8 protein-coding genes are annotated in these 16057 nt (G+C 50.5%); all 8 read right to left on the reverse strand.

All coding sequences use genetic code 11. From position 1 onward, the window contains the following. Positions 1 to 37 precede the first annotated feature (37 nt). The 8 genes from JS578_10635 to JS578_10670 all read right to left on the reverse strand — a co-directional run bounded on the left by JS578_10635 (position 38) and on the right by JS578_10670 (position 16049). Entirely contained in the window at positions 38 to 2827 is a 2790-nt protein-coding gene (locus tag JS578_10635) for a glycosyl hydrolase family 2 (GenBank protein ID QRX63311.1), read from the reverse strand. A gap of 46 nt (positions 2828 to 2873) precedes the next feature. After that, a complete protein-coding gene (locus tag JS578_10640) occupies positions 2874 to 5756 on the reverse strand; it encodes a beta-glucuronidase (protein ID QRX63312.1) in 2883 nt (960 codons plus the stop codon). Then, complete coding sequence (locus JS578_10645) at positions 5746 to 8061, reverse strand: family 43 glycosylhydrolase (GenBank protein ID QRX63313.1); 2316 nt, start codon at positions 8059 to 8061, stop codon at positions 5746 to 5748. Before JS578_10645 ends, JS578_10640 begins: the two co-directional genes overlap by 11 nt. Then, positions 8058 to 9290: a glycoside hydrolase family 88 protein gene (locus JS578_10650; protein ID QRX63314.1), complete on the reverse strand. Its 1233-nt coding sequence runs from the start codon at positions 9288 to 9290 to the stop codon at positions 8058 to 8060. Before JS578_10650 ends, JS578_10645 begins: the two co-directional genes overlap by 4 nt. Positions 9291 to 9315: 25 nt before the next feature. Then, positions 9316 to 10593, reverse strand: coding sequence for a rhamnogalacturonan acetylesterase (locus tag JS578_10655; protein QRX63315.1), 1278 nt, complete (start codon positions 10591 to 10593; stop codon positions 9316 to 9318). Positions 10594 to 10620: 27 nt separating this feature from the next. After that, complete coding sequence (gene rhaM, locus JS578_10660) at positions 10621 to 10935, reverse strand: L-rhamnose mutarotase (GenBank protein ID QRX64995.1); 315 nt, start codon at positions 10933 to 10935, stop codon at positions 10621 to 10623. Positions 10936 to 11025: 90 nt separating this feature from the next. Next, a complete protein-coding gene (locus tag JS578_10665) occupies positions 11026 to 13164 on the reverse strand; it encodes a glycoside hydrolase family 88 protein (GenBank protein QRX63316.1) in 2139 nt (712 codons plus the stop codon). Between the two features lie 38 nt (positions 13165 to 13202). Next, on the reverse strand, positions 13203 to 16049 hold the full coding sequence (locus tag JS578_10670; GenBank protein ID QRX63317.1) for a beta-galactosidase: 2847 nt from the start codon (positions 16047 to 16049) through the stop codon (positions 13203 to 13205). Positions 16050 to 16057: the final 8 nt, after the last annotated feature.

Raw genomic sequence — 16057 nt, forward strand, 5'->3', positions numbered from 1 at the left:
TTTTTGATCACTGATTCACCACCTGAATCAACCTTTTTCAGGGTGAAACATTTTCCAACTCCGTGATGGTTATAGGGCCCAGCAATCCGGATGGCATCACCTTCCAGATATCGAACTGTGTTGGTTGGTAAGTGATACTTACAAAATTGATCTCATGGAAAATCCGCCACTCCACACCTCTCCGGTCAAAATCGGCAATGCGGTTGGCAGGCAGGTTGGTCACATCAATCTCGATGCTGTTCTCTCCCTCTTTTAACAGGGATCCGATCCTGGTTTCGAAAGGGACGGCATAGAGCGTGTCGGCAACTTCACCGTTGATGCGCACCACGGCACTTTCACGCACATCCCCCAATGAAAGGAGATAATCTGCTTCCGGATTTTTTCTGAGCTCAAATGTAAGGCTGTATTGACCTGTTCCCATGTTCCGTTGCAGATCATCATGCCCCAGTTCGGTCCAGGAGTGAAGGCTGTCGGGGGTATATGTCTCATCTATGGCAGGTTCACTATCGATGAAGGAGAGTTGCCATCCCCGGTCCAGCTGGATGGTCTGATCAACAAGCTTATAATAGCTCCATTTTTCTGCCTCGACCGGGTGATTGAATGTTTTTACTATCATCGACTCACCCGGTTTGAGCTGCAGGTATATCTCTATCCTGCCATTGTTCTTCCGCAGCGCGGCAACACCTTTTCTGCCACTCATCGGATCAAAAAGCATGGCACTTTCGGCGTCAACACCCATTGTCACCCATCCATCCACAGGATTGTTCTGCAACATCGCGAGGAAATAGATGTGTCCCTTCTCATGCTTTCTTCTCACCAGCTGACCGCCCAGCTCATTGACAAACTGTTCCCTGTTCTCATCCCAGCTGGAGAGCATCTCGCTGTAGTCGCTGCCGGTGATCACGGTTCCTTTTCCCATCTTCTGTTGAACTGTTGTTTCGAAGCTGCTCACTTTCGGTAAACCGGAGAGGAGATTGTTAAATTGGTCCCTGCGTTTTTCCAGATCGGTTAGTCCCGGCACATCGGACGGGTAATGCTCCGAGAAGAGGATGGTCGCTCCCTGTTCGGTAAGACGGGTGATCTGTTCCATCGTTTTCAGTGGAATTAGTTTCACAGCTGGCAGAATCAGTGCCTTGTAGGTTGTGCCTCCCTCGGTTTTCAGCAATCCGTTTTCCACCGTTGTGGTCTGCAGAAAGCGGTCAGAGATGTAATCCAGGTCAAATCCGCTCTGCATGATTCGGTCTACCGCATCGCCAAAGTCGGGCAGCTGCTCGCGCATCCCATGGATGGCGAATGTGGTGAAGAAATGTCCTCTCTGTTCATACCAGATGTCATAAATCGGAAGGTAGAGCAGGAAGTCATTGTCCGGTTGGCCGCTCTGTAGGAACGACTGCACACGGGTGATGTATCGGAAGAATGCAGGGGCATCCTTCCAGAAAGGATTGGTGGGCGACATATCCACAGAGGCGTAGAATTTCCATCCGGGCCATGCTGCCTCTTTGGGTGAATAGGTGCTGCCGTGAAAGAAGACACGGTTCACACCTGAGGTGAACATTTGATCGATCTCCGGTTTGGCTTGTGACAATGACGTTCTGAAATGTTCTGTCAGCCAGGTAAAAGTTTCTGATGAGGTATATCTTTTTCCTGTGATGTGTGCTGCGGAAGAGGCATACTTCAGGATGGTGGGGTCACTGTCGTTCTCCTTGCGGATGGTATCTTTTCTGAGGCCCGGAATGTCAAAATCGGTGATGCCGAACGATTCACATTCCGGTATGTCGACTGCTGCGTAGAGATCGATCAGGTTGGCCGGCGATCCATGTGCCTGGTTGCGTGTCTTCACACCGTGCCCATGTGCCCATTCGGTCCAGGGAATGGTGAAGTTTTCAAGCAGGATCTCACCCACTGTCTCGCGATAATCGGCAATGACCCTGGCTGATTGATCGGTTGCACCGTTGTTCAGCAGATCAGGGAGATAATCCTGTAGCTTGTAGCTCCTCCTTTTTTCAAACTCATCCAGCAGGGTGGGGGTCCAGTCGGCCCCATACACTTCGTAGGAATCGTTGAAGAAGGTGTTTGGAAAAGGTATGTTATTCACTGCAAAAGCTTTGTCGAAACGTTCGAGGTATCGGTCCACTGCATTTCTGTCCAGGTGATCAAGCACATATCCTTCACCCCCGGGGGCCGCTCTCTTCACCTGTTGTCCGGTCTTACCCACAAAGAGAGCAATCAATCTCCAGCTGTCACCTTCGGGAGCTAACCAGTCCAGATAACCCTCCTCATCCACCTTGTCGGTGAGATCCAACACATCACCTTTCTCACTGTAAGCCATTAGCTTATCCAAACGTGCAGTTGCTCTCTGCCGCTCTGCAATTACTTTCACAGGATCTTGAAGACGTTCACCACCCGACAGGGAATAGCCACTGAAGAGCGCCCTTGTAGCTGCCTCTTCCACACTCACCTCCGGCCCCCCGAAGGGCCATCCGGTACCGTTGTTCATGTCAACCCCCATTCCTAATCGTGATGCTTCGGCGATGGTAAAAGAAAGCATGTTCATCCACCGGGGTGAGAGATAGTCGATATAGTGCTCTTCGCGCCCTTTCACCCCATAGATGGGTGTGATTTCCACGCCGCCAATACCGGCTTCACTCAGCGCCTCCAGGTTGTAGCTTAGGTTTGCGGAGTCGAGATCATTGCCCATCCACCACCAGCGTGTCCAGGGTTTGTTTTCGTTAGTCTGTTCCGGCCATTCGGTATCTGCTCCCCAGTTGTTGCAACCGGTAAGCAGCATTGTGAGTGTGGTGAAGAGAAGTGCAATTTGCTTTTTCATTTTCCTTTTTTGTTGTTTGTTTGTTTGTTTGTTTGATCTGAGATTATTACAACACAACACCTTTCAATTCATCGGGGGCGTCCTTCGTTTCAATGTTGAGCCGTTCTCCTTCTTTTCTGGTCAGATCTTCAATCAGCGACAGTTTCACATCAAACTCAGGGTTGAATAAATGTGAATTCATGTACTTCAGGATGGAGTAATAGAGCTGTTCGGCAACCGGCCTGTCTTGTAGATCGCTTTGGAGGTCGGCACTACACACGATGATGCGTCCTTTCCCCACGTTGACTTCGAACAGCATCCCCAGTTTACGGTTGATAAACCAGGTGTCGATTGGTTGTACCAACGGTTGGAAGTCAGCAGGGTAGTTATTCAATTCCATCACCTGAGCCCGGTGAATCAGTTCCCACCATTGTAGTCCCGTGTAGGAATCGGTGGGGAATTCTCTGAATATGGGATGATGATCGTTGACAAGTGTGCCCACCGTATGGGGAGGTCTCATCTTGAACCATGAGGTGTTCCAGAAAGCAGGTGTCATGTACTGTACTACCTCTTTTCCCTGTTCCACTTTATCTGCCAGCAACAGCAGTACTTTGCCACCATTGTTGAGGATTTCTTTCGTTCTGTCATCTATCCGGTCAGTTACATGGATATCATTACTCTTTACCGTTGGTGATTGTGCGGGATAGACCCAGAAGTCCCAGTTGTTAGTGATCGCTGTCCCTTCAAACCATATCTTAAGATTCAATTTTTGTGCTTTCTCAATTGAGCTAAGAGGCAATGAGATGCTACCAAGCTGTTGAGCATTGCCCAGATGGATGTCAACCGGAGGAAGCTCTCCCTGTGCTACGGGTAGACCCTCGGCATAGCTAACCGACCAGTTTACCACCTGCTGAGGTAATTCCTCTTTCCCAAAGTGTGCCACCTCAATGTCGGCTCTCAGCGTTTCATTGTTCCTGAAAACGAACCGCTCCATCCGGGAGAGAAGTACTGTGGGTGCAGAGAACTGACGGAATTCTGCCGCATCGATATATCCTTTCTCCTCCCAGAAGGCATTCAACACCCCTACCAGAGCGGTGCCCTGGCCAGAATAGTCGTTCAGGCTGAGCAGCTGAAATCCTGCATAACCGGGTGTGCGGAGCGTCCGCTCTATTTCATGTTTGTAGCAGAGTGCCTGGAGCTTACCAGAGGCCATCAGAAATTGGGCACTCTGATCACCCATGTTACGGTCTTTGAGATCCTGCCTGAACAGTTCAAAGTTGCGGGCTCTCATCACTCCTGTATAGCGGTCGATCTCCCTGAAGTCGGGGAAGACAGTCCATTGACCTGTTTCGTGTGAAACAAAGGGTTGTTTGACCGTATCAATTCGGGCTGTGAAATCGGATCGGGAGTCGGGTCGTTGATTCCATTCCAGGCCCCGTGCCCCTGCTTTGACATGAAACTGGTTTTTGGGTTGCCATGCCCAGCTGCCACCAACGGAGGCGCCGGTATAGACCCTGCGGGGATCGGTCTCTTGCCAGTAGTCTACAAACCGGCTGACCCAGGGGACCCATCGTCCTCGTGGCTCGTTGCCGATGGCGAACATGCAGAATGAGGGGTAATTGCCATACCGTTCCACGATCCGCTTCGCCTCCTCCCAGAGGTAGTCATCTACCGGGTGGCCGTCACCGAGTGAAGTGCCATGGTTGGGCCAGCTGGGACCTTCGGGCTGCAGGTAGAAGCCCACGAGATCGGCTGCCTCCAATGCTGCTTCAGGGGGACAGTAGGAGTGAAAGCGCATATGATTGAGTCCGTAACTGCGACAGATACGGAACACTCTTACCCATGACTCCACATCCATGGGAGCATAACCTGTTAACGGGAAGACACAGTTCTCCACCGTGCCACGCAGCATGGTTTTTCTTCCGTTGATATAGAAATATTTCCCTTCGATGGTGAAGTCCCTCATGCCGAAGCGGGTTTTTTTTACATCTGTTCCCTCCTTTGTCGTCAACGTAGCCGTGAGGCGATAGAGGTTGGGTTCAAATTCATCCCAGGTAAGAAAATCGTTTCCCATCGGCAGCTCCATCTCCACTGAGGTGATTCCGTTGACTGCTTTGAATGATTGGGTGACAGGTGCTATTTTATCATTTCTACTGCTGTTGAAACTTTCCGCCTCCAGCCTGATTGTGCCCGATGCCTTTCCATACAGATTTATTTTTACGATGGCTTTCTTGCCTTGCAGATCGGGATAGACCTGCAGATCCTCGATGTAAGTCGGAGGTGTCGACTGCAACGCAATTTTTCCTACAATCCCGTTCCAGTTTCCCTGTGTCTGGTCGGTGATGCTGTGGGAATCTTTCCCCACGTCGATCGATTTTGTCCGATTGTCGACACGGATTGTGATTCTGTTGCTGCCGGGAGTCACATAATCACTAATCTCGTAATGATGCGGTACCGACAGGGAGTTTTGCATCCCCACCTTTCTGTTGTTGATCCAGAGGAGTGTCTCCGTATGTGGGCGTTCCAGAAAGAGGAACACTTTTCTTCCCTTCCAGTCGGAGGGAATGGTGATCTCTTTCTGATACCATGCTGCTCCCACATAATATTTCACCGGAGTGAGCCAAAAGGGCAGTTTCAGGTTTTCCTGCACACGATATTTTTCAAGTCGCGGGTTATAAAAGAAGGAGCTGTCGTAAATGCTTGCTGTCCATTGAGTATGCAGGGTTACATCATCACCCTTGCGGTTTTCTGCCATTGAGCCGGGCAGATAGATTTCGTCGGACAACCTGTCGGAGAACCATTTTTCTTCCACCCCCCTGTCTCTCCGGTCAATCTGAAAGCGCCAGCTACCTGACAGATCTTTCTCAATTACCTGTCCTGTTAACAACGAGATGTTGAGTAACAACACTACCTGGATAAGGATGAGTTGGAAATTAGATCTAATGCTCATGATAAGTGAGTTCTTTTAATCTGATCCACTCTTTTCTGCTGATGCTAAAAGCGGTCCCATGTCTGGTACCCTGCGGGAATGAAATCTGTTCAGAGACATCTTCCCATGTAACACCATCTTTCGAGCGTATCGCTCCATATTTTTTCTCAATGTACTTGTCGAAATAGACGTAGACATACTCCCCAATTGTGAGTGGGGAGGGGCCTTCCGCCCATGCTTCGCCTGATATGTTAGCGGATACGGTCACGGGAAAACCCTTTTTCAGATCATCGGTAAAGACCACTCTCAAGTTCTTCTCTGCCGGTGCGGAGTTTTCATTTTTGACGATCATCCAGTATTTCCCCTCCTGCCGTATGAATGCAGCGTCGATTACACTGAATCCCGGATCATAGAAGAGCCAGGTCTCACTGAAGGTCACAAAATCCCTTGTGGTGACGGCGTATTGGCGGTGGTTCAGCCCCTTCTCACTTTCGGATGTGGCAATTTCCGGGAATTTACCAGGGATGGTGGAAGCCCAGACAATATAGAAGAGATCATCTGCCTCATCATAGAAGAGTTCGGGTGCCCAGCTGTTTCTTGTTTCCGGTTCATGATACATCACCGGGATTGTGCGTTGTTTTGACCAGTGAAACAGGTCGGGTGAGGAGGCATATCCAATGTGGCGGTCCCACCACCCGGTGGTCCAGACCATGTGGAACAGTCCATCCTTATCCCGGGTAATGCTCGGGTCACGCATCAGCCGGTCTTTCCCTACCATTGGTGTCAGGAGTGACTCTCCGTTGTTGAGGGGCTTCCAGCTCAACCCATCGAAGCTGTATGCCAGGTGCAGGCCATCTTCTCCATTTCCGGTGAAATAGGAGAAGAGAAAGACGTTGTTCCCTGCCGGGAACGAAACGTCGTTGCTTTCTGTTACCTGTACGGGAAGGTTATCCTCTGAAGTGATATCGATCTGATCCATTTGCCAGTTCTCCGCATGCTTCACCGAACCGGCACTCCCCGCATTGATGGTGATGTCACTCAGGCTGAAGTGGTCCATTTTGGATTGCTCACTACCCTCCACACTGAGGGCTCTTCTTGCCTTATGGACTGTGATTCCGGAAAAATGGATGTTATTGAAGCGGGGAATCCCCAGTTCAGGTGGATCAACCGTTTCCAGCATTTTCACCCAGTGTGGGGGTAGCTCTTTCCCCTCAAACTCCTCGGGTAGTGCCGAATAACTGTAGGAGGGGTTCCAGTTCATGGAGGCCTCGATGGCGGTGCCTACCTCTTCCATCACGATATCTTTGAGGTAGATATGTTCGGTTGTACCTCCCCTGTTCATCGCCGATTTGAAACGGAGTCCCACTGATGTGCCCTTTGCCCTGAGGTCGTGTGCCAGCACGTAGCGGATGCCACCCGAAGTCTCACTCCCGCAGGTGAAAAGACCGCCGCCGGCACGTGATATGCAGTTGCGGATTACCACATACTCGGTGGGGTGGTTCACCCGCAGCCCGTCGGCATCACGACCAGCCTTGAGGCAGAAGTTATCGTCGTTGCAGTCGATGTCGCAGTTTTCTACAAGGATGTGCGAGGAGGAGTCGATGTCGATCCCATCAGTGCTAGGGCCATGTCCTCCGATGTTGTTGCGTACGATCACGCCGTCTACAGTAGAGTAGCTTGAATAAAGGAGGTGAATGGTCCAGAAACCAGCTCTTTTGAAGGTGACATCCCTCACCGTGATGTCTTCCGCCTCTGATACCAGTAGTGTACGGGGGCGTTTGCAATCGTAATCAACTATCCATCGCAATCCTCTTGCCTCGTAATCTCTTCGCATCTCCCAGTAGTTATCCCAGAATGGTTTTCCCTGTCCGTCGATCTCACCCTTGCCTGAGATCATCACATTCTTTTCTCCAATCACATTGATTAGTGCCGAGGGCCATACCATCTCAATTCCTGCCACGCGGGTAGGGATATCGGGATAATCATCTATCTGCTGGCTTCCCAGCAGTGTTGCCCCTTCCGGAATGTGCAGATGCACCCCCTCTTTCAGATAGATGGATCCGGTGAGATAGCTGCCGGGGGCAAAGGTGACAATGCCGCCCCCGGCCACTGCACAGGCGTCAATCGTAGCCTGTATTGCTTTGGTGTTCATTGTTGTGCCATCAGCAACAGCACCAAATGAGCGAACATTGAATGTCTGTTTTCCTTCCGGTTCGCTGCGGGCTCCTACATCTTTCGCCCAACTGAGGTCTGTAATATCGAATCCAGCATTGACGGCAAGCGGAAATGTCAGTAATACAATAATCAGGAGTTTCTTAATCTTCATTTCTTGCTGTTTAGTTTCATCATTTCAACTGCTGTATTGATGATCAGTCCCAATCCATGTTTCTCGTTGTCACCGACCGGTCGGTTAAAATAAAAAGGAAGATCGTTGCTGATACCTGTCCCCACACAGACATTCGTAAATCGCCCATCGGCTGTGATCTCATTATCTTTTAGGGCTTTCCATCCAGCTCTGGCAATAGAACCATAGGAGGGGTCAATCCAGCCGTTGTTGATGGCCTTGGCGATACCATAGATGTACATCGTTGTTACCGATGACTCGTCGTAAGAGTCACTCTTGTCCAACAGTTGGTTCCACATGCCGTTTGCGTTCTGCCAGCGTGATGCACCTACGATTTGCTTCTCCAGTATCTCTATCAGCTCGTCCCGTTGGGGGTGATCAGCCGGCATCGCTTCAATCAGATCAGCCAACGAGATGGTGATCCAGCCGTTGGCTCTGCCCCAGTAGGCGACACCGTTTCGATCCAGATCGGAATAATAGCAGTGATAATAAAGTCCCTTTGTCTCATCCCACAGGTAGTTGTCCATCTGGATAAGTTGTTTGGCTGCTTCATCGAAGTAACGCTGATCGCCGGTAAATTTGCCCATTCGTGTAAGGAAAGAAGTGGCCATATAGGCATCATCCGCCCAGACGGTCATCTCTCTCGGGAAGGTACGACTCAAAGTGCCGTCCTCCAGGCGATCCTGCCCCTCCATGATATGCTTTGCGGCTGTATGGATGTAATCGAGGTACTCCTGTCTCTTTTCCAGTTGATATACCTCGATTACGGCAGCACCCATGGCACCGCAGTCGTCCAGCTCCTTCGTATTCCACAATTGTCCGAAGGGCCAGTGCCAGTGATTCCGGTCGTTACGGAATCTCTCCTTAAAGTAGGTGTAGTTGTTGAATCCGAATGCAACATGATTCTTGGCATAGTCCAGATATTTTGTTTCATTCAGATATTCTCCCAGTTTGATCATCGCCATGTCAAGCACCCCATTCGAGTAATGCCATTCGGTGAGTGGACTTTTAAACTTCACATCTTTGCCTTCAGGTATCTCCTTTGTGCTATTATAAACTGTGCCATCATCCACACCCACGAATTGTGTGACGGGTTGCTTAAGAATGTTATCGGCAACTGCTCTTATTGCTTCCTCATCTGTTCGTTGTTGCGCCGAGATGGTACAGGTGAAGAGCATCAGAATTGAGATTGGTACAATATAATTTTTCATACGATTCGTATTATATATTTAAATATTAGTTTCCTTCCGGTGTTGTGAGGGAAGTAAAAGGTGTCGGAGAGAGGAAGAAGCAATCCGGATCATCGGGATGGGCCGGATTGAAGGGTGGAATATCTTCACGAAGGTGATTCTTCAGTGAAATGTTGTTTTCAAGAATCCCTTTGATGATACACCTTGCCAATTGATAGCCCCCATAAGCATTGAAATGGGTGTTGTCTGCCAATGCTTCTGTCTGCCTGGGAAAGGTGCCTGCAGTGTAGTGTACGAATGCCCTTTTCGAGTGTTCGGGTCCCCACGCTTCATAGAGAATCTTACTCATTGCATTCAGGTCGATCAGCGCTACCTGCTCTTGAGTTGCCAGCTCTCTCATTGCGTTAGGATATTCACCCAATGTATTGATGATTTTATTGTTCTCGTCGAACTGCCTACGGTGCATGGGGGTGACCAGAACAGGAATGCCTCCTTTTTCAAGGGTTCCTGTGATCAGCTGCCTCAGACTCTCCGTATAACTCTTGAATGGCCCTTTGTCAGCTCCTTTCTGCTTTTGATCATTATGCCCGAATTCGATGAAGAGCCAATCTCCCTTTTTCATCATTGTCACAATCTTGGCAAATCGTCCGGCAGAGATAAACGTGTTTGCCGCCTCACCCGACTCGGCATAATTGGCTACTGCAATTCTGTCGTTGAGAAAAAGAGGAAGCATCTGTCCCCATCCGCACCAGGGCTCATTGTCCTGATCGGTAACGGTTGAGTTTCCGGCCAGAAAGAGGGTGGGAACCTCTGCTTTTTCAATCACTATCTCCCGTAGACCGGGACGTTTACCGTTGATCTCTATGGTAAGTTTATCATCCCAGTTAAGCTTTCCAATTTCACGGGGTTTGAGCTTGACTGACCGGTCTGCCGTGATGCTGGTATTGCGTATGTTTACCACAAATGAGCGTGTGATCATCGAGCCCGCCTTGGTCTCTGCGTTGGCAAGCATCAGTCGCCGTGATTCGGATCGTATGGTTGTGTGGGTATCACGCCTCTGGTCACCCAGCACCACTTTGACCCGGTAGTTACCCTCCGGCAGCTTCACAGAGAAGAAAAATGGCTCCCCATCCGCATGTGAAGCAATAAGATCATACCCATAGGAGGAATCGTTGTCGTACAACGTAGAACTATTCACTGTCTGATACCCCTCCTTGTTGCCGTCACCGAAGTAGAATCTGAATTCTTCTGCTTTTGCTTCTGCCATGGTGATGACCAAAAGTGTGAACACAATTAGGCAGCAGGATGATTTATATCTGTTCATATTAACAACGCTCTGATCGGCATTATATTATGGCATATAGAAAAGTTCTTCCAGGGGGATCGATACGGGTGAGTTGTCCGGGTTGGTCTCCATGATGTCGGCCATGTAGGCCCACCATTTCTGTACGATCTCCAGCTGCCCCAAATCCTGTGAAGAGCCGTCGCCTTCACTCTTTTGCACGGCAAACAGTACATTGGTCTCTTTGTCCCAGAAGATGGAATAATCTGAAACGCCTTCCTCTTTCAGCAATTCACGCATTTCAGGCCAGAGCGCATTGTGTCTTTTTTCGTACTCCTTTTCAAAACCCGGTTTCAGGTACATTTTAAATGCATTTCTTTTCATCATCTCAGATCTTTATTTGTTTTTTTAATTTCAGAATTTGCATCAGGACACCTCATTGCCAGCCATTTCATCCTGGAAGTGTAACGGAACCTATTGTTTGATCAATTGATTCAGTTGAAAGTCCGGAGTCGACCGAATGCCTTCAATCAATGTCTTGCCGAACAACAGCGCCCCTTCGCGGGAGGTGTGCACCCGGTCCTTGTAGAGTTCATTGGTTTGTTCTTTCCCCATCGCTTCACATTGGGTGGCGATGAGATCGTTCAGGTCAATGTAACGCACGCCCTCCTCTTCTGCCACCTCTTTCGACCACTTACCGTAGGTGTCGCTGTTGCGCAGCATTCTGTCTCCTTCCCAACTATTACCGGGAGTATGTGACAGGACCACCGGTATCGCACCCCTCGCTTTGGCCTGACGGATGTAGAGACGCAGATAGTGTCCGTAGGTAAACACCTCTTCGTGACCACCATTTCTTTCCATAATCACCCATTGTGATTCATCGCCGATACCTTTCAGGGATGCCCTGGCTCTCCCGGTGTGTAATGGTCCCCCGTCGTTGTGTCCAAACTGGATGAAGAGGTAATCCCCTTCGCGGATGCCGCGGAGTACCTTGTCCCACAACCCCTCGGTGATAAAGGTGCGGCTGCTTCTTCCACCCAGGGCATGATTTTCCACAGTGACGCGTGTTGTGTCGAAAAATTGTTCAAAGAAAGAACCCCAGCCCCACTGGTCGTTGTCGCCCTTTCCGCTGCCATTCTTCACAGTGGAGTCTCCGATGAGGAAAAGCACAGGGTTGTTTTTTTTCCTGCTACTGCCAGAGGTGATCTGATCGGTTCGGCCTCCCAGACTGAAGATGGGTGCAGGCGTGGTCTGCTCCGTCTGATAGAACTGTACCGCGTTGTCGTTCATTCGGGGAAAGAGGTTGTTCAGCAGGCGGATCATCTCCGCACCGGCCCAGATGACAGGCCCATAGCCATGTGCCGCGTAGACGCTGGTGGGGCGGCTGTAGTAAAAGGCGGGGTCGAATGCCATGCCGGTACCCACGCAGGTACCTTCCACCTGTCCTTGCTGGTTTATCTTTGTAGCGACGGCGTTCCAGCCGAGCGTGGCTACCGGCCCGTAGATGACGGGACTGATCCATCCTTTGTTGATGGCGTGGGCAATACAGTAGACATAAATTGCGGTGGCGGATGTCTCCAGATAGGAGTCGTTCCTATCGAGCAGCTGATGCCAGAAGCCATCGCCCGACTGCAGTGCGGCCAGGCCGCTGATATGCGATTTCAGGAGTTCAAGGATCCCGTCTCTTCCGGGGTGGCTTACTGGCAGTACGTCCAACGTCTCCACCAGCGTGAGCAGCGCCCAGCCGTTAGCTCTTCCCCAGAAGAAAGCAGGTTGCCGGTCGGCTGCCTCTACCCATCCGTGGCGGAAGAGTCCTTTTTCTTTGACGTACATCTTTTCCCTGAAAAGTGAGATCTGCCTAACAGCCTCGTCGAAATAACGACTCTCACCGGTCAACGCACCCATCTGAACGATTGCCGGGATGCTCATAAACATGTCATCAAGCCAGACAGTGTTCATTTGTGGTCGCTTCCGGGCAAAGGTCCCATCGTGCAGGCGGTATTCGTAGTGCATGATGTAGTTCATATAGTTGGCGATCACCGGTTCCAGCTCTAGCCCGGGTTCCATGTGCGATGCCTTGATCATGGCAGCACACATGGCACCTGCATCGTCGAGTGCCGCAGGCCGGAGAATTTGTCGCATCTGGGGATCGGAGGAGCCATAATCTCCCAGCACCTTCTCGAATGCCGGCCTGATCTCCGAAATGAAGCGAAAGCGATCTGTCGCGTATGTTTTGTATCGCTCGTCACCGGTTACCTCCGCCGCTGTCAGCATGGCTGCGTAGGTGACCCCCCACTCGTAGCTCGAGAGACGGAAATCTCCTTTTTTCAATCCGCTATGCTGATCAATCTGATCGGTTTTTTTGATCACCTTCCCTGTTTGGTTGTTGACCAAAACAGCGGGCGTCACCTCTTGGAGATAGGCCAGAATGCGATCCAGATCCTGTTTGATGGTTTCCGTCTTCGGAACACCGTAAGGAGTGTTGTAGTCGGGTTCCATCAGGTGCAACGGGGTGTTAAAGTCGTTCGCCTGTTCTTTTTTGTTTTGCGCGTTTGCAGGCAGCAAAGCGAAAATCAACAAAAGAAATAGAGGAATAAACGTTTTTTTCTTCATCGGGCTCAATTGTTTAAAAAGTTGATTGTGATAGAATCTTACTGCTGACATCCCCGGAAGTCGAACCAGAGATTCATATGTATTCCCTCATCACCGATCTTTATCCGGATGTTGGAGGGCTGGCTGTTGGGCCCTTGCTGGGAAATCGGTTTGAAACTGCGTATGGCCGGAATTTCGTAGAGGAACGAGATGTCACCTTCCGGGAACTCAGGATATGCCCGCCAGTTAGTTTTGTTGTCCGTTGGCTCCGCGGGTGTGAAGATCCGCATGAAGATACCGTCACTCTCACTGTAGACAGTAAAAGGAGACTCGGTGGTGTTGAGCGTGCTCCAGTAGGTGTTGCCGTGGTATCCTTTGAACTCGGGATAGACAAGGTTCCCGAAGTCGGCCCCAGTGATGGTGTTGTTGTAATCCTTTTGCCAGATACCGTAATTGGCACCACGGATACGGTTACGCCACACCCGGTAGGGACCCCGTCCAAACCATTCCATGCTTTTCACTTTCTCTTCGGGGTAGGAGAAGGTGAAGCCGAAGTTGGGGACGTTGTCCTCGAAGATGGCCTCGTCGAAGCCGACACCTGCCCGTGCGTTGTTCAGTGTCACGGCATTCATTTGTAACAGTCCGGTAGGTGTCATTTCCCATCGGATGGAATCGACCGCACCCTGGTAGTAAGCGGTGAAAACCGCATTCTCCCCCTCCTGACGATGTTTCACCTCTCTGATGCGGGCTTTCATGCCAACAGGTATCGGTCCGTTGTTAAATGAGAGGATGCCATTTTTGTTACGTACCTCCGTAATCAACCCATCTGTTGCATGAAAGGTAACCGTCACATCTGCGGCAGATAACCTGACTGCGTCCCCCTCTTTCACAACTGTCGCTTTTGCCTCTTGTGTGGTTTGTTCCAGCTGTTGGTGGGTGTAAGCAGCAGCATATCGAATCGGCCAGGTCCATGTGCAGATCGCCTCATTGTGCCGATCCCATGCGGTGATCTCCAGGATATCGCCCTCGAAGAAATTCCCGGGCAGCTCCATTGTGGCTTTGCCTGCCTCTCGCGGGTCAATGGCAGGCAGGGTGACCTCTCCCGAAGCGATCAGCTGCTGTTGGGTTCCTTTACTCAACGGTGAGGGAGCATTCAGCACCCTGTATTCCATCCGGCTGCTCTCCAGGTTGGAGAAGAGATAGTCGTTACGAACGATAAACTCCCCGCTGAAGGAGGGCGTGACAAAAAAGGGTTCGATCTGAATGGGTGCCCATACCTCACGTACGGTGTAATAGCTCCCCTCTTTCTGGCGGTAGGGTCCCAGAATACCGTCGCAGCCATTAGAGCCGTCGGAATCGAGGATCCCACCCTTGTCGGTTCGTTTCACAGCGTTGTCGGAGAAGTCCCACATGAAACCGCCTGCGAATAGCGGGTGGGTGCTATACCTCTTCCAGAAATCTTCCAGTCCAGCGCCATGTCCCTGGTCATACATGCCATGCATGAACTCGGTTGGCATAAATACCTTGTAACCGTTGTTGAAGCGAGCCACACCGGTGAGGTAGGTGGGATAGTGGTGTGTGTCCAGATCATCAAAATCGGCCCAGGCATGGATCACATGCCTCTTCTGTGGATCATACTTGCGATAGAGCGGGTTGAGGTCGTGATTGAATCCTCCCTCGTTGCCATTGCTCCAGAGGATGATGGAGGGGTGGTTCACGTCGCGGGTAACCAGCGACTTCACTAGCTTCGATCCAATCTCAGTTCCATAGGCGTTCTGCCATCCTGCCAATTCATTTACCACAAAAATACCAAGAGAGTCACAGACATCCAGAAAGTGGGTGTCGGGTGCATAGTGAAACCGCACGGCATTGATGTGCATCTCCTTGATCAGTTTCCCGTCCATCAGGCTGATTTCCTTGTTGGTGGTGCGCCCACCGTCGGGGTGGAACGAGTGGCGGTTGATACCTTTCAGTACCACCTTCGTGCCGTTTACATAGAGCCCGTCCTGCACACGAAACTCCACGGTGCGGAAGCCTATCCGCTCTGTGTGGACATGCATCACTTTATTGTGTTTATCTACCAGCTCCAGCTCCAGATTGTAGAGGTTTGGGGTTTCTGTGTTCCAGGGTTGGACATCGTTCCAGTGAAAGCGAACAGCATGTTCGTTACCCGATGCCAGGGTTATGGTCTGTATGGTGGCTGAAGCCGGTTGTTCATCACCATATAATTTCACGGGTACAATACGGGCATTCAACCTGAACCCTTCTTCGATCGGTGTTGTGATCACATTTGCATAAAGTGATCCATCTGCTTTGGCATCTACGGCTATCCGTTGAATATTTGCAGCAGGCTTCGCTTCCAGATAAACAGGTCGGTAGATACCGCCAAATATCCACCAGTCGGCCTTACGCTCAGCTGCATTCACCAGCCGGTCAGCAGATTCCTTGCTGACCTTTACCTCCAGGATGTTCTTCCCTGTTTTGATCTTATCGGTGATGTCATACGAGAAACGGTTAAATCCACCCTGGTGCATCTCCCCCGCGAGGGTTCCGTTCACAAACACTTCCGTATCGGTCATCACTCCCTCAAAAACGATGGTAACCTGTTTCCCTTTCCAGTGTGATGGGATACGGAATGAAGTACGATAGGTCCCCGTTTCGGTGGAGGGTTTACCCCCTTTGATGGTGTACCAACGTCCGTAGCTGTACTCCCCGAACCCTTGCAGTTCCCACTGGGAGGGTACTTCTATTTTTGACCATTTCCGGCTGTTCATGCCGTTGCTGCAATAGAAATCCCATGTTTTGGTATCACCCAGTCCTGTTCCGGAAAGATATAGCGTTTCTGTTTGTTGGGCTGTCACCTGTAAAGAGAGTAAAAGAATCAAAAGCAATGTCAGTTTCTGCATTGTATTTA

The organism is Dysgonomonadaceae bacterium zrk40 (assembly GCA_016916535.1).
Lineage (GTDB): Bacteria > Bacteroidota > Bacteroidia > Bacteroidales > Dysgonomonadaceae > Proteiniphilum.

Coding starts and splice junctions, on each gene's coding strand:
- JS578_10635 (QRX63311.1), bottom strand. CDS start 2,827: ATGAAAAAGCAAATTGCACTTCTCTTCACCACACTCACAATGCTGCTT.
- JS578_10640 (QRX63312.1), bottom strand. CDS start 5,756: ATGAGCATTAGATCTAATTTCCAACTCATCCTTATCCAGGTAGTGTTG.
- JS578_10645 (QRX63313.1), bottom strand. CDS start 8,061: ATGAAGATTAAGAAACTCCTGATTATTGTATTACTGACATTTCCGCTT.
- JS578_10650 (QRX63314.1), bottom strand. CDS start 9,290: ATGAAAAATTATATTGTACCAATCTCAATTCTGATGCTCTTCACCTGT.
- JS578_10655 (QRX63315.1), bottom strand. CDS start 10,593: ATGAACAGATATAAATCATCCTGCTGCCTAATTGTGTTCACACTTTTG.
- rhaM (QRX64995.1), bottom strand. CDS start 10,935: ATGAAAAGAAATGCATTTAAAATGTACCTGAAACCGGGTTTTGAAAAG.
- JS578_10665 (QRX63316.1), bottom strand. CDS start 13,164: ATGAAGAAAAAAACGTTTATTCCTCTATTTCTTTTGTTGATTTTCGCT.
- JS578_10670 (QRX63317.1), bottom strand. CDS start 16,049: ATGCAGAAACTGACATTGCTTTTGATTCTTTTACTCTCTTTACAGGTG.